Here is a 22761-nt window from a genome sequence, read left to right as displayed (position 1 = left end):
GACCGCGGCGCGGCGTTCCAGGATGTCCGCCGCGGTGGTCCAGGCCGTGATCGCAAACAGCACCACCAGCGCCGCATAGAGGATCGCGGCACCGGTCGGAAAGCGCGCCAGCAGGCTCGGGATCAGAGCGTTCATGTGCCCACCGCGAAGATCGGCTTGATGTGCGCTTCGATGTGGAACCGCTCGCCGGGCTCGCCAGGCGTGCGCGTGGTCGGCGCGTAGAAGGTGGCGCGGGTGAAGTGCTGAGACTGCTCGATCAGCGGGATCAGCGACGGCGCATCGCTGGTGATGCCCGAGATCTGCAGCTTGTTGCCGGCCAGATGCAGCTCGGTGACGTAGGTATTGTCGGGCAAAGCCCGGCTCAGCGCGTCGAGCACGATGACGCTGGCCGCCGTCTCGTGTTTGCGCCGCTCCAGCGCAGCGATCGGCGAACGGTCGCCGTCATTGCCCGAGCGAATGGCGGCGCGGCGCGCCGAAATCTGCCGCGCCAGTTCGGCCTCCTGGGCGCCGACGCTGTCCGCCACATAGGCCGCCGAAATGCTAGCGAGCAAGGCGATCGCGGCGGCGGCGCCGAGCCCGATTTGCAGCGCGCGGCTGAGCCGCGCGGCGTCGAGATGGCCTCTCGCTTTCTGCTCGAACACCTTGACGCGGCCCGCGTTCCGCTCGGCGACATCGGTGCAGACTGCGATGGCGGCGGGGTGGAAGCCGGCCACCGCCTGCACATAGGTCATCGCCACCTTGCGCGTGGTTGCCGCGATCACGGTGGTGATGGTGTCGGCGCCGCTCTCGACGGGCGCACTGCAGCCGAACACGGCTTCGCTGGCGCTCCAGGGCGTCAGGCGGTCGATCTGGGCGCGCACGATGCCCTCGAGAAAATCCGCGGCCCGCGCCGGCAGCTCGAGCGGACGAAACAGGAACCTCGCCGGCTGCAAAACGATCTCGACGCGGCTCCCCCTCAGGACAGGCGCGAGGTCGGAAGCCGAAAGCACGCCGTCCACGAAAGCGACGCGCGCCGGAACGTTTTCGGGTCTCGCCGGCGTCTCGACCGCGAATCCGCCCTTGTCGTCCTCGATCAGCCGGACCACGCGCGGCGACACCAGCCGATCGAAGCCGCCGACGATCGCGGCGGCGACGCTGCCGGTCCATGCGCTGAGGATCGCGCCGATGGTCTCCAATGGCTTCATCCGGGAAAGGCCCTTTGCGGCGCCACGGCGCCGTCGGAAGCGTTGCGCCACGACAATACACGATAAGGTTCGTCGCCGCTTTCGAGAAGCAGGATCACGACCTCCGCCGCGCTGCGCCGTCCGCCGGCGCTGTCGACGCCGATCGTCATCCGATAGGCCCTGGAGCCGGCGAGTGTGGCGCCCTCGCCGCCGGTCATCTCCAGCAGCGCGTGCGGATCGAGCGCCGGGTCGGCGCGCTGTGACAGCACCGCCTGCAGGTTCTCCGGCGTCATGCCCGGCAGCGCCGCCAGAACCTGGGGCGCGGCATCGAGAACGTTTACCGCCGCGAGATTGCTGAACACCGTCACGAACGGCAGCATCCGCTCGATGAAGACAGGCGGAATGCCCTGCACCAGCCACAATTCCTCAGCTTCGGGGAATGGCGCATGGCGGGGGATGTAGGCCGCGCCCGAGGTCTTGTAGAGGGAATTTTCCGGGTCTTGATCGCCCAGTTCGGTCGGCGCGCGCCAGGCCAGGATCCGGTCGGCATAACCAGCGGCATTCGACGGCGCCGCGCCCAATCCGTTCAGGAGACCCGCGAGCAGGCTTTTCGGCGCGGCGTTGAGATCGATGCGCGCGGCTTCGGAACGGAAGGTCACGGTGACCTTGCCGCTACCCACCCTGGCGTTGAATGTCCCGCTGGTCGGACGCGACGCTTCATTGACCGATGTCAATTGATAGGCGGCGAGTTCGAGGCCGGCGGTTTCCAGCGCCTCGGCCTGAACACGGTCAGTGCTGCCGGCCACCACGACCGCGGTATTGGTGACGTAGGTCAGATAGATCAGCACCAGCGCCGACAGCGCGGCGAGAATCCAGAGCACGGCGACGACGATGAAGCCCCGCGCGCGCCGTTGTCGGCCGCCGGCAAAACCAAACTCCACGCTGTCGGGCAGGGATCTCAGAGCTGCTCCTCCTTTTTCTCGGTGTCGGGTTTCAGCCTCGCGTTCAGGCACGTCGCCGTGTTTTTTGCCCGCGCGCATTCGGCCCAGGCGCTGACGTGAACGATGGCCGCGCTGGAGACGTTGAGCAGTTCACCGGTTGTACCATCGCGCACCGCGATGCGGATCTTGTCGGGAAGCTGCATCTGGCCGCGCCAGTCCGGCTGCCAGACCTGATCCGGCCCGGCATAGGAGAACGTCACGCGAAACGGCGCCCGGATCAGCACCACCTGATCGGCAAAACGGATTTGCGCATCCCGCGGCATCGGCGCAAACGGCGCGCGCTCGCGCACCATGGCAAGACCCTGGCTGTCGGACTTCTCGGTCAGCCTGATGATTTCGAGCCCGGGACGGGTGTTGGGCCCGACCGCGGTCCGCACGAAGGTGACGGCAAGTTCGGAACCCTCGAACAGCGGCACCCTGGCGTCGCCATTGACCGGCACCATTTCCGCCACCGACAGATCGGCCACGATGCGATCGAGCCCGAGCGCCAGCCGCTCGGCGCGCTGGACCCGCGCCATGCCCCGGTTCCAGTTCGGCAGCCATTGCGCGGTGACGGTGGCGAGTGCGGCGAGAATCACCGTCATCAACAATGTGGCGACCAGGACTTCGATCAGCGTAAAGCCCGCCTGATCGGCCAACGCGGGGCGGGACGGCGCCTTCATTCCGCGGGCCTTCATTCCGCAGGCCTTGGCACCAGCCGCACGGTGGTGAGCTGGATGGCTGGGCCATCGGGCGCCTGCATCTTCAAGCTGACCGCGAGCGCAACGAAGCGCCGGTTTGGCGGCGCATCGCTCGCGACCCCGGGATTCATCGGGGCGACGTCGATCTGCCAGCGATGGCCGTCCAGTTCGCCGGACTGCCGGCCGGGCTTCAGCAGGTTGCGCGCCGGCAATTCCGCCAGCAGCGTCTCGGCGGCGCCGGCGAGCGCCAGCCGCTGGTCGATCGAGCGGGTGCCCTTCACCGTGGTGGCGATCACACCGGCGATCGACGACAGCACGGTCGCGACGATCGCCAGCGCCACCAGCGCCTCGATCAGGGTAAAACCCCCAGCGTCAGAGCAGCTTCTGCGGGACAATATCGACGCCTCCGGTCAGCCAGTTGACGCGAACCTCATAGCCCATCCCGGGGCGCGCCAGCGCGATCACGCCGCCGCAGGACATTCCCGACGGAAAAAAATCGATCGACCGGCCGGCGGCCCGATCCGCGCAGCGCGAGGCCAGCATCGCCTCGACCGTGACATCGCCGGGAAGGCGGATGACGCGGCCGGTCACGCCCGAACGGATCGAGCGTGCCTCGGCGTCGATCTGCGTCGTGACCTGGATCTGACGGCGCAGCGCCGCGCTGCGATCGGCCTTCAGCAAGGCCGCGGTTTCCACGGCAAAACTTTCAAGCTTCGCGCGCGAGGTGGCGCGCGGGATCGCCGGCAGGATGATGGCCGCGAGCAGGCCGATGATGGCGAGCACGCACAGGATTTCGATCAGCGCGAAACCCCGTCTATTGACTTGCCTGGTGCGTGCCACTGGTGATGTCGGTTGCCGTTCCACTGCCGCCTTCCTGACCGTCGGAGCCGAGCGAGATGATGTCGTAAGGCGCGTGCTCGCCGGGCGAGCGATAGATGTAGCCATGGCCCCAGGGATCGTTGGGCACCACGCCGCCGCGCAAGTATGGCCCGTTCCAGCCGGGCGTGTTGTTGCCGCGCGTCAAAGCCGCAAGGCCTTCATTGCTGGTGGGGTAGCGGCCGAGATCGAGGTAATAGAGATCGAGCGCGGTGGAAAAACTCTCGATCTGGATTTTCGCGGCCTTTGCCTTGGACTCGCCGAGATAACCGAGCACCCGCGGTCCCACCAGCGCCATGATCAGTCCGATGATGGTGATCACCACCAGGATTTCGACCAGCGTGAAACCGGCCTGCCGGCGCCGCGACCGGCGTGTCGCCTCACTCAGAACGTTTCGATCCACCTCGGTCGCCTCCTCGAATTCAAACTCATTTCCGCTCTAGCCGACAATCTGACTGACGGACAGCAGTGCCGTCATGACAGACACGATCAAACCGCCGACCACGATGCTGATCACGATGATCGCGGCAGGTCCCGCGATCCCGACCACGCGATCGAGCGTGCGTTGCAGTTTCGTCTCATAGAACTCGGCGACGCGGCCCGCCAGCACCGGCAATTGCCCGGTTTCGTCGCCGAGCCGCAGCATCCGCACCGCCATCGACGGCAGCGCCCTGGTATCGGATAGCGCATCGGACAGTTTGGCGCCATGGCGGACGCGCTCGGCGGCATCGGTCCAGACCGCGGCTGGACCCGCCGACGCCATCATGTCGACGAGAATCCGCAGCGTGGTGGTGAGATTGACGCCGCTTCCCAGCAACAGTCCGAGGTTCCGGCAAAACAGCGAGGTCCGGTAATACATCATCACCTGCCGGATCGCCGGCAGCTTTGTGAGCGCATTGAAGATGCCGCGGCGAACGCTCAGCTGGCGCAGCAGCAGCCAACTTGCGGCGATGGCGCCTGCGAGTATCGCCAGGACCAGGTCGGAATTGCTGCGCAGGAAAGTCGAAAAATTCAGAAAGGTCAGAATGATCGGATCGACCTTGGCGCCGAAATCCTGCAGCACGCTGGCGAACTGCGGCAGCACGAAGGTGAGGAAGAACAACAGCACGCAGCCGGCCGCGCTGAGCACGAACAGCGGATAGCGGATGGCGTCGCCGAGCCGGCGCTTGAGCGCCTCGGTGCGGCTGCGCTCGTCGGCGAGCACCTCCAGCACCTGGTCCAGCGACCCCGACGCCTCGCCGACCCGGATCAGCGCCACGTACATCGGCGGAAACAACCCTTCGTGCCGCGACAGCGCTTCGGCAAAACTCTCGCCGGCGATGACGTGCGAGCGGATATCGGCGACCACCGGCCGCAGCCGGCCGAAATCGCGGTCGGCGGCGAGCAATTCGAGGCCGTCATTGATCCGCGCCCCGGCGCGCAGCAACAGCGCAAGGTCGCGGGTGAAGATCGTGACGTCCTCGGCGTTCGGCTTGTTGAAGATGCCGAGCACGCTGCGGGCCGCAGCCCCGCCCTCTTCCAGCGTGACGTTGTCGACCAGCACCAGCCCGAGCCGCTCGATGCGCTGCGCAACATCGCCCGGCGCCGAGGCCGCGATCGCGCCGGAGACCAGTTCGCCATTGCCGTTGAGTGCGCGATAACGATAGTTCGGCATGGGATCACCGAATGGTCGTGACGCGGAAAACCTCGGGCACGGTGGTCAGCCCAGTGCGGCATTTCGCGACCGCATCCGCCAGCATCGTGGTCATGCCGCCGGCCATCGCGGCGCTGTCGATGGTGTGCGAATCGGTCTGCGGCCCGATCAGCTTGCGAACGGCTTCGGACATTTCGAGGATCTCGAACACGCCGTTGCGGCCGCGATAGCCGGTGCCGCCGCAGCGCTCGCAACCGCCTGCCTCGTGAATCAACTCACCGGCCTTGAAGCCGATTACCGCGAAGCGCGGATCGCGGTCGATATCGGCCGCGGTCAACCGATGTGGCACCTTGCAGCGATCGCACAGCACCCGCACCAGCCGCTGTCCGACCACCGCGCGCAGCGTCGACTTCAGCAAAAAGCCCTCGATGCCGAGATCGATCAGCCGAGGCACGGCGGCGGCCGCGGTCTCGGTATGCAGCGTCGTCAGCACCAAATGGCCGGTCAAGGCCGCGTGGATCGCGATATGGGCGGTCTCGGCGTCACGGATTTCGCCGACCATGATCACGTCGGGATCCTGGCGCACGAAGGCGCGCATCGCGGAGGCGAAGGTGAGACCGATCGAGGGCTTGACCTGCGACTGGTTGATGCCGGGAATTTCGTATTCGACGGGGTCCTCGATGGTGAGGATCTTGCGGGTCGGCTCGTTGAGGATCGAGAGCATGGTCGCCAGCGTCGTGGTCTTGCCGCTGCCGGTCGGTCCCGTCACCACGATCATGCCATGCGGCAGCGCCAGCAGGCGCGTCATGGTGGCCTCGTCGCGCGCCGACAGACCGAGCCTTCCCATCTCGAGCAGGCCGCGGTCGCGCGGCAACAGGCGGATCACCGCGCTTTCGCTGGCCTGCGTCGGCATGGTGGCGACGCGGATGTCGAGTTCGGATCGGCTGACGCGGACGCGCGCGGCGCCATCCTGCGGCAACCGCCGTTCGGCGATGTTGAGACCGGCCAGGATCTTCACCCGCGAGATCAGCGCCTGCGGCGGAATGCCCGAAGGCGCCGGCATCGCGCGCAACAGGCCGTCGACCCGCATCCGCACCGTGAGCCCGGACCGAAACGGCTCGATGTGGATGTCGCTGGCGCGAAGCTCGAGGGCGCGCTCGAGCAGATCGTTCAGCGCCCGCACCACCGGCGCGCCGCTGGCGAGATCGCGCAGGCTCTCGATGTCGTCGTCGGATTGCTGGGTCGATCCCTTGGCGCCCTCCTCCGCATTGGCGCCGTCCGCTTCGGTGCGCTGGTCGAGCAGCGTCGTGATGTCCTCGAACGAGGCCACGGCAACCTCGACCGGGGCGCCGAACACGATTTCGGCGGCGCGGATGGCGGCGGTATCGGAGGGGTCGGCGACCGCGAGCCGGTAACTGCCGTTCGGCGCGCGGACCGGAAAGATCGTGGATTCCCGCAGGAAACGTCGGGAAAATCCATCGAGGCAGGGCGTGGAGGCGAGAAGTTGCGGCAGGCTGAGCCTGACCACGCCCCAATAGTCCGAGACCTCATCGGCGAATTCGGCAGCCGACAGGTCGGTGGCTTCCCACAGTTCCCGCAGCGGCCGTGCCAGCGTGGAATTGGCCGGCTTTTCGACGCGGGCGCGCGCCTTCGGCGGCAATGAATATTTTTCCAGAAGATGCTGCCGGAAGGTCTCTGCGGAAAGCTCTCGCATCGAATTCACAGCGCTAACCTTGTTACTGGAAAGCAACAGCTCTCATGTGTGGCGCAAAGCCTTTAACCCTTGACATATTCAGTAGCAAAAACATAATCCTGAGGCAAATTTTTGAGCGTCCGATACCATGGGGGATCGGGCGTGTTTTTCCAGTCGATCGTAAGCTTTGGTAGGCGTATTTTGTTCAAAGTGGTCCACCCGCTTTTGCGCCTGCGTCCAGGGTTGGCTGGAACGATGGTGTTGCTGCTGTCCGGCTTCCTGCTGACGGCCTGCATCATGACCGCCAATCAGTCGGTCGAAGGCAACCCCAAGGACCCCCGCGTCCAGGATATCGCCGACAAGGTCCGCTCGATCGATCTGCTGCCCCGCGATACCACCGATGTCGCCAACACCGGGATCGGGCAGCAGGCTCCCTCGCGGCCCGCGATCTATCTCAGCGACGGCACGACCCCGCCGGGCTCGGCGCCCGCCAAGCGCGACGATACCGATGCCGGCAGCGGCTATGACCTGAATTTCGAAAACGCGCCGGTTGCCACCGTGGCAAAGGTCATCCTTGGTGACGTACTTGGCGTCGGCTACACCATCGATCCCCGCGTGCAGGGCACGGTGACGCTGGCCTCGGTCCGGCCGGTGCCGAAGGCGGACGCGCTCTACGTGCTCGAAAACGCGCTGCGGATGTCCAGCGTGGCGCTGGTGCGCGACCGCGGCGGCTATCGGCTACTGCCGGCGGCCGAAGCCGGTCCCGGCGGCATCGACCGCACCGCGGCGGCAGAAGCCGGCCAGGGCATCAGCGTGGTGCCGCTGCGCTACGTCTCGGCGCAGGCCATCTTCAAGCTATTGGACGCGTTCGGCACCAAGGCCACGACGCTGCGTCCGGACAACGGGCGCAATACGCTGATCGTCACCGGCAGCGGTTCCGACCGCGCCGCGGCGCTCGACACCATCCTCTCCTTCGACGCCGACTGGATGCGCGGCCAATCGGTCGGCATCTTCCCGATCCACAATTCTTCGCCCGAGCCCGTGATATCGGAGATCGAGAAGATCATGGATTCCGGCGACGGCGGCCTGACCCAGAACGTCATCAAGTTCCAGGCGATCAACCGGCTCAATTCCATCCTGGTGGTCAGCCAGCGGCCCGAATATCTCAAGCGCGCCGCGACCTGGATCGCGCGGCTCGACAAGTCCGATACCGATGGCGTCAACCTGAAGGCCTATTCGCTGCGCTACGGCAACGCCAAGCAGGTCACGGCACTGCTCAACGACATGTTGACGGGCAGCCATGCCGCCAATGGAACCAGCCTCGACAACGCATCCAGCCAGATCGCACCGGGCGGGGGGATTTCGGTATCCTCGTCGGGTACCAATCCGGTGGCCGCGTTGAGCGCGATGCCGACGGCGGCCTCTGGCGCCTCTCCCGCCGGTGCCGGGCCACAGCTCAACACCCGCGCCGCGCCCAACGCTGGCGGACAGGACAATGCGGCCGGCGGGCTGTTCGGGTCAGGCGGAAAGCCCGCCGCCGGCAGCGCCATCCTGCAGAATGTCCGGATCACCGCCGACGTCACCAACAACGCGGTGCTGGTCTACGCCGACCAGGAATCGCAGCGCATCATCGAGCAGACCATCCACCAGATCGACCGGCCGCAGCGCCAGATCGCGATCGAGGCGACGATCGCCGAGGTGACGCTGAACGATCAGCTGAACTACGGCGTGCAGTTCTTCCTGGCGAGCCAGAAGGGCTCGATCGTCAACACCGTCGCCACCGCCCCCGGCAGCAACGTCATCGCGCCCGCCGACCTGACCGAAGGCAGCGTCGCCAGCGCCGCGGTCAACTCCGCGGCGGGCAATCTGCTCGGGCGCGCGCTTCCCGGCTTCAATTTCCTGATCGGCGCCGAGAATTCGCCGCGCGTCATCCTTGATGCGCTGCACAACATCACCGACGTCAAGGTGCTGTCCAACCCGTCACTGGTCGTGTTGGACAACCAGGCGGCGACCTTGCAGGTCGGCGATCAGGTGCCGTTCTCGACCGGTACCGCGACCGTGCTGACCGCGAACAACACCGTGGTCAACACCATCGACTACAAGAACACCGGCATCATCCTGCGGGTGCTGCCGCGCGCCAATGCCAATGGCAACATCGTGCTCGACATCGAGCAGGAAATCTCCAGCGTCGCCGCCGGAACCGCGGCGGGTTCGCTGACGCCGACGATCTCGCAGCGGCGCGTCAAGAGCTCGATTGCGGTGCACAGCGGCCAGACCGTGCTGCTGGCGGGCCTGATCACCGAGACCGAGAACAAGCAGCGGCAGGGCATTCCGGGGCTCGATTCCATTCCCGGCATCGGCGACGCTTTCTCGCATCAGACCACCTCGCGGGCGCGAACCGAACTGATCCTGTTCATCCGGCCGACCATGATCAGGGACGCCGTCGACGCCCATGTCGTCGCCGAGGAGATGCGCAGCAAGATGAACAGCCGGCTGGTCGGCACCAGCCTGCCCGTCGTCGTGACCGATCCTCCGAAGGCCCCGCACTGAGCGGGCTTGGCAGGCCAATCCTTCTCACGCTCGTGCTGGTCGCGACGCTCGCCGCTAGCCTCCTGGCCGCGCCGGGCCCCGAGGGGCTTTTGGGGGCGCTGTTGGCGGCGCTGATGCTGGCAATCGCCGTCGTCGATCACGAGCGCTACATCATTCCCAACGAATTGACGGCGGCGGCGCTGGCGCTGGCGCTGCTTCGTGCGGGCATGGTTGGACCCGAGGCGGGTTGGCTGGCCGTGCTCTGGGCGGCCTTGCGGGCCGCGGCGATCGCCCTGCCGCTTGTGGCACTGATGATCGGCCACCGGCGCTGGCGCGGCCGCGACGGGCTTGGGCTCGGCGACGTCAAGCTCGCGGCGGTCGCGGGCGCCTGGCTCGGCTTCGTCACCATCTTCGCGGTGATCGAATTCGCCGCCCTCGCAGCGCTCGGCGCCTATGCGGTGAACGGCTATCTGCGAAACCGGCCGCTGAGGGCGACCGCGTTCCTGCCGTTCGGACTGTTTTTGGCGCCGGCGATCTGGATCGGCTGGCTGGCAGAGACGCTCCTGGCGTGAGTGCTCAGCGTTCGCGGCTGGGCGCCCATTCCAGCGCCCGGATGCGGGCCTGCGCGATCTCGCCGCGCGTCATCTTGGTGGCGACGGCGTCGCGGATGCGCACGCGGGCTTCGCGGGCGCGCGGGGGCGCGGCTGCGGCCGACAGATTGAGCCATTTGCCGGCTTCGACGATGTCCCGCGGCACGCCAAAACCCTTGTCGTAGAGCAGGCCGAGCGAATATTGCGCGAGGCTGTCGCCCTGCTCTGCGGCGCGGCGGTACCACATCGCGGCTTCGGTGTAATTCTGCGGCACGCCGCGGCCGTTCTCGAACATGAACCCCAGATAGGACTGAGCCGATGCATCGCCCCGCTCGGCCAGCGGAATGAAACTCCGCGACGCCGCGACATAGTCCTGCCGCTTGAAGGCGGCAACGCCCTGTCCGAGCGATTGGGCTTGCGCGAAGCCGCCGGCCGAAAGCAGCATCGCCGCGGTCATCGCGACCAGGAAACGCCCCACCGCGCAGCGACGCAAAGCGAACCGGCGCCCTGGCAAGACAGCCACCTTCCCATCCGGATAACCATAGCCGCCCATACGCATCGCTCTCACTGGCCCGTCCATTGTCACGGCACCTTAGACTCGCGGCCAGCGAAAATCTACACCACGCGCCCGACCACGATCCGGCCAGAGCATGATGGGATGGAGTTGAATCGGTTCGCCGGGAGCGCGAAGCACCAGCGATCCGGTGCTCCGGTGCGGCGCCGCAGGGCCTTACCAAAAAATCGCAAAACAACCCCATGCAAAGTAGAAGACCTCGACTTGCAAACCTGGTGTTGTCTCGCGTCCGGCGAGAAAATGGTCCGTCGTCGCGCCCCAGCCTGATCCCATCCCGCTCTAGCGCTCGGCTGGAGCCGGTGAAACGAAAAACGGGTTCGTTACCGACTTTGCGAAACGATGCGCCAGCCCGATGGCGAATTCGTTGACCGGTAAAAATGCATAGGCCGAGATAAAGGAGAGCGCGACGACCAGAAACTGGATGAGGCCTTTCAGCAGAAGGCCGTCCCCAAAGTGTCGCATCAGCGGTTCCCCCACGAAACACAGGACCGGGCCGTGCATGAGATAAAGCGGAAACGAGATCCTGCCGAGATGCGCCGACACCGTTCCACTGAGCCAGTTCTTGATCCCGGGGATGGCGATACACCCGAGCACCAACGACAGGGTTCCAACCAGGCTCCAAATCGCAAAGCCGTGGGTCAACGCGGCCGGCGTCAGACAACCGATTGAAAGCAACAGGATGGCGGCCGGTCTCGGGATCGCGTCGATCCATCCGCGATTGAAACTGTCGGCCAATGCGGAGCCGGCCGGGAAAAGCGCCAGCTTAGCGGTGTTTTCCGTCGGAGCCAGCCAGAGGATGACACAGGTCAGGCCGGACAGGAACAGCAAGCGGCCTGACAGCGGCCTGACGGCTACAATCGCGAGCAGAACGACGAATGATCCAATGAGTTCGAGACTCATGGTCCAGAGAGGTCCTATATAAGTTTCAGTGGCGTCGTAGTTGAAGAAGACATCGAAAAACGAGAACTTCAGAAGATGGCCAATGGTCGGGACAAAATTGAAAGACCCCCTGAACAGCGGAAAACGCTCGGCCGGCGGATCGACAAACCCTGAAATCATCACGATGTGAACGACGAGACACGCCGCGAAAATCGGTATGGCAAGCCTCAGATATCGACCGGCTGCGATCTTCGACCACGAGCGAATATCGCCGTCGGCCAAATAGCGCACTGACAGCGAAAACCCGGAAACCACAAAAAATATCAGCACCGCCAGCGTACCACTGAAAGGGATGAGATATTTGAGGCGATCCCCGAAAACTGGGTCGACGGGCAAGCCCTCGCTGCAAACGTGATAGAGCAGCACAAAGACCGCTCCCCAGCCACGCAGCCCGTCCAGGAACTTTAGCCGCCGCACAAACCTCTCCGCTTCGACGATGAAGGCATCCTACCCATCGCGATAGACTGACATTTCCCCGCCGCCACGCCAACGGCTCCGGCGCCCGATAGTACGTGATTTCGCCCGCAAGGGACTATAAAACTGCAGCTGAAGTTGAGCGGAAACGGCAGGCAGAAGCATGGCTCTGTGCCGGCCGTCGGTCAACGCGGCTCGACTGCGAGTAACCCGTGCGCGTCTGCATCATTCAGTCCTGCTACATTCCCTGGAAGGGTTTTTTCGACCTGATCGGGCGGTGCGATGAATACGTGGTCTATGACAGCGCGCAATATGTGAAACGGCACTGGCACAATCGCAACCGGATCAAGACCACCAAAGGCGTCGACTGGCTGACCATCCCCGTCATCACCAAGGGCCGCTTCGAGCAGCCGATCGATCAGGTCGAAATCGAAAAGCCATGGGCGGACAGGCATTGGCGCGCCCTCGAACTGGCGTACGGACGGGCGCCGTTCTTCGAGCCCCTCGCACCCACGGTGAAGGGTTGGTACGAGCGTGCGGACCGGCAGGGGCGCCTGACCGATGTCAACATGATCTTCCTGCAGGGCATCGCCGGGCTGCTCGGACTGAAGACCCGGTTCGTCAGGGATATTGCCTATCCGGCGCAGGGCGCCAAGACCGAACGGCTATTGGGAATCGTCCGCGCCGCCGGCGCCGACCGCTATCTCAGCGGCCCATCGGCGCGCGATTATTTCGACGAGCCGATGTTCCGGGCGGCCGGCGTGACGCCGGAATGGATGAACTATCAGGGCTATCCGGAATATCCGCAGCTTCACGGCGGATTCGAACATGCGGTGACCGCGCTCGATCTTTTGTTCAATACCGGCCCCGAAGCGCCGCGCTATTTGCGCGCGGTCGAGGATCAGCAGATCTGATCGCCAAGCCGTCACAACAAAAAATCCCGGGCTCGGGGCCCGGGATTTGAGATTGCTGGATGCCCTGTTGCGCGTCCAAATCCTGCAAGCAGAGCGCGCTGCGCGAGCCTGCGTTTACTGCTCGCCCAGATTTTGTACACCGGTGCCGGCCGCGGTCGTCGTTGTCGAACCCGTATTGCCGAACACCCTGTTGTTCCCGTAGCTTGTGGGCGAACCGGTCATTCCGTTGACAGTATTGAAGTTGATGTCCGAATTGGAGAGCCGGATATTGCCAGCGGTTGCGAAGACCCCTGTTCCGTTGCCGCTGATCGCGCTGTCGTCCACGGTGACCGTGGCGCCGCCGTCGGCTTCGACTCCGCTGCCGTTGCCGGAGAGGACCGACCGCTTCACCACGACATTGTTACCGGTGCCGGCGGCGATGCCGAACAAATTGTCGAACGACTGCACGCCGTCGATCACGACGTTGTTCGGACCTGTCGCAGCCAAGCCGATTCCGGTCGATGTATTGTGACTGACGATCGTATTGACGATCATCAGCTTGGTATTTCCGGCAGTGCGCGCATCGCTGATGCCCTGCTGACCGAATTGCGTGATCACGCTGTTCTCGATCGCAACCACCCCGGCGGTGATGATCTTGATGCCGACGGTACCGGGAGTTCCGGAGGGGCCGAGACCGATGATCTGAAGACCTCTGATAATCACCTTGTCGGTGGCCCCGGCGTTGATCGTGATGCCGGGGGTTCCGGCGACCAGGATCGATCCGAGGGTCTGGCCGCAGTTGAGCGTGATCGCCTTGGTGATGGTGATGCCGCCGAACCCGCCTGGATCGAGACAGTCGATTTCACCGGACGCCGAGGTCTTCGAGATCGCGCCGGCGAAGGTCTTGCAGGGCGCCGTGCGGCTGCACGGATTGGCGTCGTCACCGACGCCGGAGATCCAGGTTCGAGTCGCCTGGGCGTGGGCAGGTGCCGCCGCCAGGAATGGGACTAGAAATCCGATGGCTAAAGCCAGTAAACCTATACGACGCATTCAACCCTCCTTGTGGTGACCGAGATTCTCTCAGTCTTGAAATAACGATGCAGTATGGTTCCGCGTCCGGAACTGCCATCCGGGGCGATTTGGTATCAATCCGAGGTCTTGGACAGAGGACGACATCCCCCTCACCCTTAGATTGTGTGTGTCGCCAGGTAGCTTTGCAGCAGAAAACTAAACAGCAAAATTTGTAGCGCAAATCAAGTTCAGCATGCAAATCCCGACAACGGGCTGCACCAATCCCGCCCAAGTAGTGTGTCCGGCAAATGCAACAACGGTTCAAACGAATTGTGTATTTTTGCCGGGCCGGAGAGGGCCGCGTCGATTGGGCGCAGGCGGTTGGCCGCCTGACCCGCGCAAGGCCGGGAAGGCCGTCCCTTCGGACCGCGCCCATTTGCGGGTTCCGTCCAATTGCCCTATGAAATCTGGTCGGGCGGGTTTATCCGTCCGCGTTCCTAAGCCGCTGCAAAACAACATTGTTTTCCAGCCATCAAAGTACGGCCGCCGCGGGAAAGATGATGCAAGCACGCGAATTGATCGCCGAAGTTCTGCGAACCAGGGTCCCGATTCCGGGGGATGACGTCCTGCTTGCGAACATCGAAGGATGGGATTCGCTGAAAGGTGTCCGGCTGGTACTTCGTCTCGAGGAGATTACGGGACGCGCATTGTCGGAGACTGACATCGAGAAGTTGCAATCGATCGAAGATGTCGACCGATTGTTGAAGGCTGCGTGAGCCGATGACCTCACCCGACGATCGCTGGGTTGTCGTGTCCGGAGCCGGCGGGCAGCTTGGACGCGCGCTTGTGTCGCACTATGCGGCAAAGGGCCGCCCCGTCCTGGCGCTCGATAGGAACTTCGATGCCGCCGCGCCGTCGCCGGGCGTTACCGCGCGGTCCGTGGACCTCGTGATCGAAACCGACGTCCGGCAGGCGCTCGCCGACGCGATTCCGGCTACCGATACGATCGCGCTATTGATCAACGCCGCCGGCCTGATCTGGAACGAACCGATACTGGCCTTGCGCGGCGCCAAATTCTCCACCCATGGCGTGGAATCCTGGCGCGGCGTGATCGACGCCAACCTTACGGCGCCCTTTGTCGCCGCCACCGAGGTCGCCGCGCGCATGGTACGTCGCGGCGGCGGATCGATTGTGAACTTTTCCTCGATCGCCAGCGAAGGCAATGCCGGTCAGGCTGCATACGGGGCCGCCAAGGCCGGCATCGAGGGGTTAACGCGCACGATGGCGATCGAGCTCGGCCCGCTCGGCATTCGGGTCAACGCCCTCGCGCTCGGCTTCATCGATGTCGCCTCCACGAGGAGCGCGGTCACCGACGAGCGGCTGCAGGGCTATGCGCAGAAGACGCCGCTGGGCCGGCTCGGTCAGGTGGAAGACGTCATCGGCGCGATCGAATTTCTCGCAGCCAATCGCTTCGCCAACGGCACCATCATGAAGCTGGACGGAGGCCTGCGTCTCTGATGACGGGCTTGTGGAACGCGTTCGATGCAAATGCAGAAACCGATCCCGCGGCGCCGGCGCTGATTTTCGGCGATACGGCCTGCTCGTTCGGAGAATTGAAGGTGCTGGCGCAGCGTTGCGCGGCCGCGCTTGCCGGCCGCGGCGTCGTGCAGGGCGACGTGGTGGCGCTGCAATTGCCCAAGCGCCGGATGGCCTACGCGCTGCTATTGGCGTGCCTTCGGCTCGGCGCTCCCTATGTATTTCTCGATCCGAAAAATCCGCCGGAGCGCACGGCGCGGATGGTGGCGCAGCTGCGGCCGAAAATCCTGTTCAGTGAAACCGGCACGCCTAATCCATTCGGCGAGGCACGCACACTGGCGTCCGCCGGCGATGAAAGTTCGCTCAAGGGTTTCGAACCGGCCGCGGACGATGCGGCGTTCCCGATCGTGACCGGGACCGATCCGGCCTACATCATGTTCACCTCCGGTTCGACCGGCGAGCCGAAAGGCGCAGTGATTCCGCATCGGGGCGTGTTGAGCCTGATGGCATGGGCGCGGACGCTGCTGGGCGATCCGGCGCGCCAGCGCTTTACCGGCCTCAATCCACTGCATTTCGATAATTCCGTGTTCGACATCTACTGCGGATTGTTAAACGGCGCGGCGCTGGTGCCGGTCGAGACCTCCGAGATCACCAACCCGGCGACCTGGGTCAGGACGGTCCGCGCGGCGGAAGCGACCGTGATGTTCGCCGTACCGACACTGTATCTCATCCTCGATCAGCTCGGTTTGCTGACCCCGAAGGCGCTGCCCGGCATCCGCGTTTTCCAGTTCGGCGGCGAAGGCTATCCGATCGGGAAACTGCGCCAATTCCGCGAACGCTTCGCAACACCCGTGCGGCTCGTCAATGTCTATGGTCCGACCGAGACCAGTTGCATCTGTTCGAGCATCGAAATCACGCCCAAGGTCCTGACCGCTCTCGACCGCGAATTCCCGCCGCTCGGCCGCATGCACCCGGACTTCACTCACGCGATCCTCGACGAACGGCAGATGCCGGTGCCACACGGACAGGCCGGTGAATTGTGGATCGGTGGCCCCTGCGTCGGATTGGGCTATTATGCGATGCCTGAGGAAACCGCCGCGCGGTTCCGCCAGGACCCCGGTCAGGACGACCGCCGCGCGGTCTATTACCGCTCGGGCGATCGGGTGCGCGAGGATGAACAGGGGCTGCTCTGGTTTCAGGGCCGGGTCGACAACCAGGTGAAAATCCGCGGTCACCGCATCGAGCTCGAAGAGATCGACCTTGCGGTGCAGAGCATCCCCGACGTTCAGCGCGCCGTCGCGGTGGTGCTCGCGGGTACCGATGGCGGGGAAATCGCGGTAGCCTATATAGCCAACCGTCCGGTCACGGCGGAAGAGGTTCAGGTGGTTTGCAGGCAAAAGCTTCCGGCGTATATGCGGCCGGTGCAAACAGTTCAATTCGACGAGCTGCCGCACAACGCCAACGGAAAAGTGGACCGCAGGGCGGCCCTCGCCCTCCTTGAGCAGGCGGATCGCGGATGAAACTTTCAATCGTCACGACGCTTTACAAGTCGGGCTCCTGTGTCGAGGAATTTCACCGTCGCGCGTCGGAAGCCGCCCAGCGCGTGACCGGCGACTACGAGATCGTGATGGTCGACGACGGCTCGCCCGACAATTCGCTTGACATTGCGTGTTCGATCGCGCGCAACGACAGCCATGTGCGCGTGATCGAATTGTCGCGCAACTTCGGTCACCACAAGGCGCTGATGGCCGGGCTCGAGCATGCCCGCGGCGAATTGTGTTTCCTGATCGACAGCGACCTGGAGGAAGATCCGGCGCTGCTCGGCGGCTTCCTCGACAGGATGCAATCGGCGGACTGCGACGTGGTGTACGGCTTTCAGGAGAGTCGCAAGGGCGACAAGCTGGAAAGCACCGGCGGAAAGATCGCCTGGTACTGGATCAAAAAGCTGTATTGGATCGATATTCCGCTCAATCAGTGCACCGTCCGCCTGATGCGCCGCGAATATGTCGACGCCTTGCTGCTGCACCGCGAGAGCAACACGGTGATCGGCGGTCTCTGGGTGATCACCGGATTTCGCCAGAACGGCGTTCCGATCGCCAAGGGTCATCGTCCCCAGAGCAGCTACTCGTCGCTGCTTAGATTCGTGACGCTCATTAACGGCATTACCTCATTCAGTACCGTTCCGCTCAACCTGATGGTTCTGGTCGGCATGACGGTATCGTTCGTTTCTTTCGCGGTCGGTATTTTTGTCATCCTGCAAAAACTCATCTACAAGTCGGCGGCGGGCTGGGCGTCCCTGATCGTGTCGATCTGGTTCATGGGAGGGATGATCGTGTTTTGCCTCGGCGTTATCGGAATCTACATCTCGCGCATCTTCGTCGAGACAAAAAATCGGCCTTACGTTATCGTCAGAAGGGTCCACCAGCGGGCTGCGCCATGAAAACCGAGAAGATCGATCCCGCGCGCGCGTCGTACCAGCGGAAGGACGACGAGCATTGGGCCGAACTCGAAAGCATCCTGCGCGAGGGAAAAATCTCGCTGTCCGAGACGCTGATCAACTATCCGGCTTTTATCCGGCGGCGCGAAATGACCCGGCTGCTTGCCGATTATGACCTGTTCCGGATGATTCAGGACGTGCCGGGATCAATCGCAGAACTCGGGGTTTTTCTCGGCGCGGGCCTCTTTACCTGGTCGAAGCTCCTGGAAACGTACTTTCCGGGCGACCGCTCGCGCAGGGTTTACGGCTTTGAAAGCGGCGGCGGCTACCGCGACTTCGCTCCCGAAGATGGCGATCCCAAACCGTGGATCGAGAACGTCGTCGGCCGCAAGCTCGTGCCCGAGGGCTATCTGGAACGGATGGTGAAGCTGACTAATCTGGACAATCTGCTGCCGGGCGTCGAACGCTGCCGCGTCATTTCTGGCGATATCCTGGAGACGGTTCAGGCCTTCGCCGACGGCAACCAGGGCACACGGCTGTCGATGATCTTCATGGACGTCAATCTGTACAAGCCGACCCTGGCCGGCTTTCGCGCCCTGTATCCCCTGCTCGTACCCGGCGGCATCGTCGCCTTGAACGGCTATGGATCGCCGCCCTGGCTCGGCGAAACCGCCGCCTTCGAAGCCTATTTCAAGGAGATCGGGCAACCGCTGCCCCACGTCAGGAAGCTGGCTTATTCGATCAGGCCCGGCGGCTATTTCATCAAGGAATAGCGATGAGGAAGAAAGTACTGCTCTTCACGTCGCAGGATATCGGCAACGACGTGTTCTCATACCTCCATTCGCGCGAGGACATCGACCTGGTTGTCGTCACCCAGCGCACCCGGCGCGATGAAATCTACGGCTATCGGGCTACGCTTGATCTATGCATCGAAAGCGGCGTCCGCGCCCTGACGCCGAAAGCGCTGGACGACGCGTTCCTGTCCGAGGTCGAGCGCATCGCACCCGACCTGGTGATCTGCGCTTACTATCCCCGAATCTTTCCACGCCGGTTGATCGACATTCCGCCGCTCGGCTGCATCAATGTGCACCCCGGCCTGCTGCCGCAATATCGCGGCACGTTCCCGACGCCGTGGTGCATACTCAACAACGAAGAAGAGATCGGAATCACGATCCACTACATGGACGAGGGAATCGACACCGGCGATATTCTGGTACAGCGATGCCACCTGATCGGCTCCGAAGAGACGGGCCACGAGCTTTACCGGCGCTCGATGAAACTATGCGCCGACCTCATGATCGAGAATTTCGACAAAATTCTTCGAAAAGAGATCAAGCCGCGATCGCAACCGGCCGGTGGCTCGTACTACAACAAGATTCCACCGCAATACAGAATCGACTGGCACCAACCGCGCTCGGAGATACGCAATCAAATCCGGGTCCACGCCCGGCCCTATTTTCCGGCGTTTTCGTTTTTGATGAACAAGTGTCTGACGATCAACAAAGCTTCGCTGATCGATCTCGCAGACTACAGGGCGCAGGGCGCCGGCATCATCTGCAGGGTCTTCGAGAACAGGAAATTTGCGATATCCTGTGTCGACGGCTGCCTGCTGATCGAAGACTACGATCTCTTTCCAATTCTTCGGCCTGACGACATCGAGCTTCACATCCGCGTCGGAAATCGGGTCTAGGAGCGCCGATGCCGGACTCCCCGCAAGTCGACCCTTCCACAATCGGCGACAGCTACGACGCGTTCTATCAGGCGCGAAACCCGGAGCACGTCTATCCCGTCGAGTTCGTGGTGCGGGCTTTTCTCGGCAACTATCCCCGGCACAAGACCGACAAGGCCGGCTATCCCGGCAAGCGCGTGCTCGACCTCGGATTCGGCGACGGTCGCAACATGCCGCTGTTGCACAATCTCGGCATGCTTGTATCGGGCGTGGAGATATCGCAGGAGATTTGCGATCTCACCGCAAGGCGAATGCAAGCACTGGGCGTCGAGGCCGATCTCAAGGTTGGTCGAAATCACGCCATCCCTTACTCCGACAGCTTCTTCGATACTGTCCTTGCCTGTCATGCCTGCTACTACATCGATCCCGGCACCCGCTTTGACGACAATCTGCGCGAGATCGCTCGCGTCCTCAGGCCCGCCGGCGCATTCATATTTTCCGTGCCGATCGGCACCAGCTATATCATGGCGGGTGCCAGGGACCTCGGCGACGGGCACATGGAGATTGCCAACGATCCCTACGGGGTGCGCAACGGATACGTGCTCAGGAAATTCGACAGCGAAGCCGAAATCCGATCCGCGCTGTCGCCGGCCTTTACCGATTTCGAGATCGGCTCGTGCCGCAACGATTTCTGGGGTATCGATGAGCACGTCTGGGCGGTGGTTTGCCGCAAGCAGGGCTAGCGGGATATCGAGATGCCGTTATACGCCAGAGAGCATCGATCGCGAAAAATCCTGATCTTCGGGACCGGCACCGGGGCCGACATCGCGCGCCGCTATTTCGAGCTGGATTCGCCGCACCAGGTCGCCGGCTACGTCGTCGATCGCGAATTCCTCGCCGCACCGGCCTTCAACGGCCGGCCGGTGGTTGCCGTCGACGACGCCATCAAAACCTTCCCGCCGGACGACGTGCTCGCTTTCGTGCCGCTGGGATCGGCGCGCATGAACATGCTGCGCGCCGAGAAGTATCGGCTGTTGAAATCGATGGGCTACCGGTTCGCGACCTACGTCCATGCGTCGAACCGGCTCGAAGGTCATTGCGAGATCGGCGAGAACTGCTTCATTCTGGAAAACCAGTCGGTCAATTTCGACGCCGCGATCGGCAACAATGTGGTGATCTGGAGCGGCTGCCAGGTCGGCGACCGCAGCCGAATCGGGGATCACGCCTTCCTGGCCGCCCATGTGGTGCTCAACGGCGACGTCACCATCGGCGAGTACGTCTATCTCGGCAGCAATTGCAACATCTCCAACAGCGTGCATGTCGCGACGCAATCGTTCATCGGCGCCAACGCCCTGATCACGCAGAATACCATAGAACGCGCGGTCCATGTCGTCGAGGCGACGCCGGCCGCAGGGATCGACAGCCTGCGCTTCGTGCGGCTCCTGAAAAAGCATAGCTGAGGCAGATCGAGAGCGACCATGATCGAAGACTACGAGCGATTGGGACTGGTTTGCGCGCCGACCGGCGCGCCATGGCATCGCTCGCACTGCCAGAACCCATTCGTGCAACCGCTCTCGGACACCCGCCATCGTGTGCACTTCGCCGCGCGCGACGAGAAGAACCGCTCGCGCGGCGGGTGGGTCGATGTCGAGGTGAAGGATGGCAGGCTGGTCGTCGTCGGAGCGGCGCCAAGACCTTCGCTCGAACTCGGCCGGCTCGGCGCGTTCGATGATTGCGGCGCGATGCCGGGCAGCCTCGTGACCCACCAGGGGCGGCTGTTGATGTACTACACCGGCTGGACGCTGGCGCGCGCGGTGCCGTTTTCCTTCTTCATCGGCGTCGCAGAATCGCGCGACGGCGGCGAAAGCTTCCGCAGGCTGTCGGAGGCTCCGGTCCTCGGCCGCAACCATCACGATCCATTTCTCACCGGCGCCCCCTGGGTGATCAGCGAGAATGGCCCGCTGCGCATGTGGTACATCTCCGGCACCGAATGGGTGCCGGGCAAGACCAACGATGAGGCGCCGACCCACTATTACTCCGTCAAGCATGCGACCAGCGACGACGGCATGGTCTGGCAGACCAACGACCAGCTCTGTCTGCCCTATCTGGACAATGAGCACGCCATCGCGCGGCCGGTAGTCATGGCCGCCGATGGCGGCTATCGCATGATCTATTCCGCGCGCAGGCTCGGCGAGACCTATCGCATCTACCGCGCGAATTCGGTCGATGGATTGTCATGGCAGCGCGACACCCTGCCGCTGCTCGATGTCGCCGCCTCGGGTTGGGACTCCGAGATGATCTGCTATGGCAGCCGGCTCGACAGCCCCGCTGGCCGCTTCTTGCTGTACAATGGCAATGCCTACGGCAAAGACGGATTCGGCGCCGCGCGGCTGCGGTAGCGCCATAGGGCAAAGATCATCGGTCAGTGAATCATGAAGCCGCTGGCGTGCGCGTCGAGCCAGTGGGTGTGCGCGCTGCCGTGATCGAGCATGCTGCCATGTCCGTCATTCGCCCACTGGAACGAGGCCGCATCGTGCGAAAATTCCGCCGGCGGATTGGCGGAGGCCGCAGGCAATGCATCATAGCCAACGACATTCGCGCTTCCGTCGATCGCGGCCGCGCCCATGGCGGGTCCGAAGACGAACGTGTCCTTGTTGGCGACGGTGACCGCGGCCGACGCGAAGACGACGGACGCGCCCGCGCTGGTAGCCGCGGGAATGCCGATCACGCCGTCGCCGTTCAGATCCTGGTGGAAGCTCGGCTCCAGCGCTTCCAGTGCCGCGCTGGTACCGGGCACGCCGCCGCCAAGGGGGTCATAGGTAACGTTGCCATTAGTGTCGGTGTTCCACACCGTATATTGACCGATGGTCGCGTACTTCAAAGCTATCTCGTACCCGGTTGACGTCTGTTCGGCGCCGGTCGGTGTCCAGGCGAACTCACCCGCCGTAAGTGGCGCGCCGCCAAACATCACCTCAGGACCAATCCCGGTGCTGTTGCTATCGAGGAAATAATTATTTCCAACCTGGACCAAACTGGTCGATCCAGCCGACTCGATGGTACCGGGAATGCCGATCACGCCATCGCCGTTCAAATCTTGATGGAAACTCAATTCGGTGGCTTCCA

Annotated in this window: 23 protein-coding genes and 1 pseudogene; 12 read left to right on the top strand and 12 right to left on the bottom strand. The window is 63.7% G+C overall.

Going from position 1 to position 22761, the window contains the following annotated elements; genetic code table 11:
* Nucleotides 1-131: 131 nt before the first annotated feature.
* Genes VK804_RS15775 through VK804_RS15740 form a run of 8 tightly spaced genes read right to left on the bottom strand, consistent with a single transcriptional unit; the run spans nt 132 to nt 7067 of the window.
* A complete protein-coding gene (locus VK804_RS15775; protein ID WP_325371822.1) occupies nt 132-1184 on the bottom strand; it encodes a PilN domain-containing protein in 1053 nt (350 codons plus the stop codon).
* On the bottom strand, nt 1181-2104 hold the full coding sequence (locus VK804_RS15770; protein ID WP_325371819.1) for a type II secretory protein PulK: 924 nt from the start codon (nt 2102-2104) through the stop codon (nt 1181-1183). Before VK804_RS15770 ends, VK804_RS15775 begins: the two co-directional genes overlap by 4 nt.
* 17 nt (nt 2105-2121) lie before the next feature.
* The gene (locus tag VK804_RS15765; protein WP_325371817.1) at nt 2122-2826 is read right to left on the bottom strand and encodes a PulJ/GspJ family protein; all 705 of its coding nucleotides are present in this window, start codon (nt 2824-2826) and stop codon (nt 2122-2124) included.
* A gap of 11 nt (nt 2827-2837) precedes the next feature.
* Nucleotides 2838-3239 carry a type II secretion system protein gene (locus VK804_RS15760; RefSeq protein ID WP_325371815.1) on the bottom strand — a complete coding sequence of 134 codons (402 nt, stop codon included), beginning with the start codon at nt 3237-3239 and terminating at the stop codon, nt 2838-2840.
* Entirely contained in the window at nt 3217-3708 is a 492-nt protein-coding gene (locus VK804_RS15755; protein ID WP_414642795.1) for a Tfp pilus assembly protein FimT/FimU, read from the bottom strand. Before VK804_RS15755 ends, VK804_RS15760 begins: the two co-directional genes overlap by 23 nt.
* Nucleotides 3659-4123, bottom strand: coding sequence for a type II secretion system major pseudopilin GspG (gene gspG / locus VK804_RS15750; RefSeq protein WP_325371811.1), 465 nt, complete (start codon nt 4121-4123; stop codon nt 3659-3661). The genes VK804_RS15755 and gspG overlap by 50 nt, the downstream gene beginning before the upstream one ends.
* Nucleotides 4124-4159: 36 nt before the next feature.
* On the bottom strand, nt 4160-5374 hold the full coding sequence (locus VK804_RS15745; protein WP_325371809.1) for a type II secretion system F family protein: 1215 nt from the start codon (nt 5372-5374) through the stop codon (nt 4160-4162).
* Between the two features lie 4 nt (nt 5375-5378).
* On the bottom strand, nt 5379-7067 hold the full coding sequence (locus VK804_RS15740) for a GspE/PulE family protein (protein WP_414642794.1): 1689 nt from the start codon (nt 7065-7067) through the stop codon (nt 5379-5381).
* Between the two features lie 234 nt (nt 7068-7301).
* On the opposite strand from VK804_RS15740, the gene gspD reads away from it, so the two are divergent.
* Entirely contained in the window at nt 7302-9596 is a 2295-nt protein-coding gene (gspD, locus tag VK804_RS15735; protein ID WP_325371805.1) for a type II secretion system secretin GspD, read from the top strand.
* A gap of 32 nt (nt 9597-9628) precedes the next feature.
* Nucleotides 9629-10147, top strand: a complete 519-nt coding sequence (locus VK804_RS15730; RefSeq protein WP_325371803.1) for a prepilin peptidase — start codon at nt 9629-9631, stop codon at nt 10145-10147.
* A gap of 4 nt (nt 10148-10151) precedes the next feature.
* On the opposite strand, the gene VK804_RS15725 is transcribed toward VK804_RS15730, so the two are convergent.
* The gene (locus tag VK804_RS15725; RefSeq protein ID WP_414642796.1) at nt 10152-10622 is read right to left on the bottom strand and encodes a tetratricopeptide repeat protein; all 471 of its coding nucleotides are present in this window, start codon (nt 10620-10622) and stop codon (nt 10152-10154) included.
* A 396-nt stretch (nt 10623-11018) separates the two neighbouring features.
* Entirely contained in the window at nt 11019-12095 is a 1077-nt protein-coding gene (locus VK804_RS15720; RefSeq protein ID WP_325371799.1) for an acyltransferase, read from the bottom strand.
* Nucleotides 12096-12304: 209 nt separating this feature from the next.
* Here VK804_RS15720 and VK804_RS15715 point away from each other — a divergent pair, with 209 nt between their 5' ends.
* Nucleotides 12305-13006: a WbqC family protein gene (locus VK804_RS15715; RefSeq protein WP_325371797.1), complete on the top strand. Its 702-nt coding sequence runs from the start codon at nt 12305-12307 to the stop codon at nt 13004-13006.
* Nucleotides 13007-13120: 114 nt separating this feature from the next.
* Here the strand turns inward: VK804_RS15715 and VK804_RS15710 are convergent, their stop codons facing one another.
* Nucleotides 13121-14035, bottom strand: coding sequence for a right-handed parallel beta-helix repeat-containing protein (locus VK804_RS15710; protein ID WP_325371795.1), 915 nt, complete (start codon nt 14033-14035; stop codon nt 13121-13123).
* 479 nt (nt 14036-14514) lie between these two features.
* Between VK804_RS15710 and VK804_RS15705 the strand changes: the two genes are divergently transcribed.
* From VK804_RS15705 to VK804_RS15665, 9 genes are read left to right on the top strand one after another with little or no spacing between them, the layout of a single operon-like run.
* Nucleotides 14515-14772 carry an acyl carrier protein gene (locus VK804_RS15705; protein WP_325371794.1) on the top strand — a complete coding sequence of 86 codons (258 nt, stop codon included), beginning with the start codon at nt 14515-14517 and terminating at the stop codon, nt 14770-14772.
* Nucleotides 14773-14776: 4 nt separating this feature from the next.
* Nucleotides 14777-15514: an SDR family oxidoreductase gene (locus VK804_RS15700; RefSeq protein ID WP_325371792.1), complete on the top strand. Its 738-nt coding sequence runs from the start codon at nt 14777-14779 to the stop codon at nt 15512-15514.
* Nucleotides 15514-17052 (top strand): amino acid adenylation domain-containing protein, encoded by a 1539-nt coding sequence (locus tag VK804_RS15695; protein ID WP_325371790.1) that lies wholly within the window; start codon nt 15514-15516, stop codon nt 17050-17052. The genes VK804_RS15700 and VK804_RS15695 overlap by 1 nt, the downstream gene beginning before the upstream one ends.
* Nucleotides 17049-17972 (top strand): glycosyltransferase family 2 protein, encoded by a 924-nt coding sequence (locus tag VK804_RS15690; protein WP_325371788.1) that lies wholly within the window; start codon nt 17049-17051, stop codon nt 17970-17972. The genes VK804_RS15695 and VK804_RS15690 overlap by 4 nt, the downstream gene beginning before the upstream one ends.
* Nucleotides 17969-18742, top strand: a complete 774-nt coding sequence (locus VK804_RS15685; RefSeq protein WP_325371786.1) for a TylF/MycF/NovP-related O-methyltransferase — start codon at nt 17969-17971, stop codon at nt 18740-18742. Before VK804_RS15690 ends, VK804_RS15685 begins: the two co-directional genes overlap by 4 nt.
* A gap of 2 nt (nt 18743-18744) precedes the next feature.
* Nucleotides 18745-19659, top strand: coding sequence for a methionyl-tRNA formyltransferase (locus VK804_RS15680; RefSeq protein ID WP_325371784.1), 915 nt, complete (start codon nt 18745-18747; stop codon nt 19657-19659).
* 8 nt (nt 19660-19667) lie between these two features.
* Nucleotides 19668-20381 (top strand): class I SAM-dependent methyltransferase, encoded by a 714-nt coding sequence (locus VK804_RS15675; RefSeq protein WP_325371782.1) that lies wholly within the window; start codon nt 19668-19670, stop codon nt 20379-20381.
* Between the two features lie 12 nt (nt 20382-20393).
* Entirely contained in the window at nt 20394-21098 is a 705-nt protein-coding gene (locus tag VK804_RS15670) for an acetyltransferase (protein WP_325371780.1), read from the top strand.
* Nucleotides 21099-21116: 18 nt separating this feature from the next.
* Entirely contained in the window at nt 21117-22037 is a 921-nt protein-coding gene (locus VK804_RS15665) for a hypothetical protein (protein WP_325371779.1), read from the top strand.
* Nucleotides 22038-22060: 23 nt separating this feature from the next.
* Here VK804_RS15665 and VK804_RS15660 read toward each other — a convergent pair.
* Nucleotides 22061-22761 (bottom strand): annotated as a pseudogene (locus VK804_RS15660) (hypothetical protein); the annotation flags it as partial.

The organism is Bradyrhizobium sp. (assembly GCF_035484855.1).
GTDB lineage: Bacteria > Pseudomonadota > Alphaproteobacteria > Rhizobiales > Xanthobacteraceae > Bradyrhizobium.
Note: the sequence above shows the minus strand (reverse complement) of the source record. Positions and strands in the feature narration are given on the sequence as shown.

Coding starts and splice junctions, on each gene's coding strand:
- VK804_RS15775 (WP_325371822.1), bottom strand. CDS start 1,184: ATGAAGCCATTGGAGACCATCGGCGCGATCCTCAGCGCATGGACCGGC.
- VK804_RS15765 (WP_325371817.1), bottom strand. CDS start 2,826: ATGAAGGCGCCGTCCCGCCCCGCGTTGGCCGATCAGGCGGGCTTTACG.
- VK804_RS15745 (WP_325371809.1), bottom strand. CDS start 5,374: ATGCCGAACTATCGTTATCGCGCACTCAACGGCAATGGCGAACTGGTC.
- VK804_RS15740 (WP_414642794.1), bottom strand. CDS start 7,067: ATGCGAGAGCTTTCCGCAGAGACCTTCCGGCAGCATCTTCTGGAAAAA.
- gspD (WP_325371805.1), top strand. CDS start 7,302: ATGGTGTTGCTGCTGTCCGGCTTCCTGCTGACGGCCTGCATCATGACC.
- VK804_RS15725 (WP_414642796.1), bottom strand. CDS start 10,622: ATGACCGCGGCGATGCTGCTTTCGGCCGGCGGCTTCGCGCAAGCCCAA.
- VK804_RS15710 (WP_325371795.1), bottom strand. CDS start 14,035: ATGCGTCGTATAGGTTTACTGGCTTTAGCCATCGGATTTCTAGTCCCA.
- VK804_RS15700 (WP_325371792.1), top strand. CDS start 14,777: ATGACCTCACCCGACGATCGCTGGGTTGTCGTGTCCGGAGCCGGCGGG.
- VK804_RS15695 (WP_325371790.1), top strand. CDS start 15,514: ATGACGGGCTTGTGGAACGCGTTCGATGCAAATGCAGAAACCGATCCC.
- VK804_RS15690 (WP_325371788.1), top strand. CDS start 17,049: ATGAAACTTTCAATCGTCACGACGCTTTACAAGTCGGGCTCCTGTGTC.
- VK804_RS15685 (WP_325371786.1), top strand. CDS start 17,969: ATGAAAACCGAGAAGATCGATCCCGCGCGCGCGTCGTACCAGCGGAAG.
- VK804_RS15680 (WP_325371784.1), top strand. CDS start 18,745: ATGAGGAAGAAAGTACTGCTCTTCACGTCGCAGGATATCGGCAACGAC.
- VK804_RS15675 (WP_325371782.1), top strand. CDS start 19,668: ATGCCGGACTCCCCGCAAGTCGACCCTTCCACAATCGGCGACAGCTAC.
- VK804_RS15670 (WP_325371780.1), top strand. CDS start 20,394: ATGCCGTTATACGCCAGAGAGCATCGATCGCGAAAAATCCTGATCTTC.
- VK804_RS15665 (WP_325371779.1), top strand. CDS start 21,117: ATGATCGAAGACTACGAGCGATTGGGACTGGTTTGCGCGCCGACCGGC.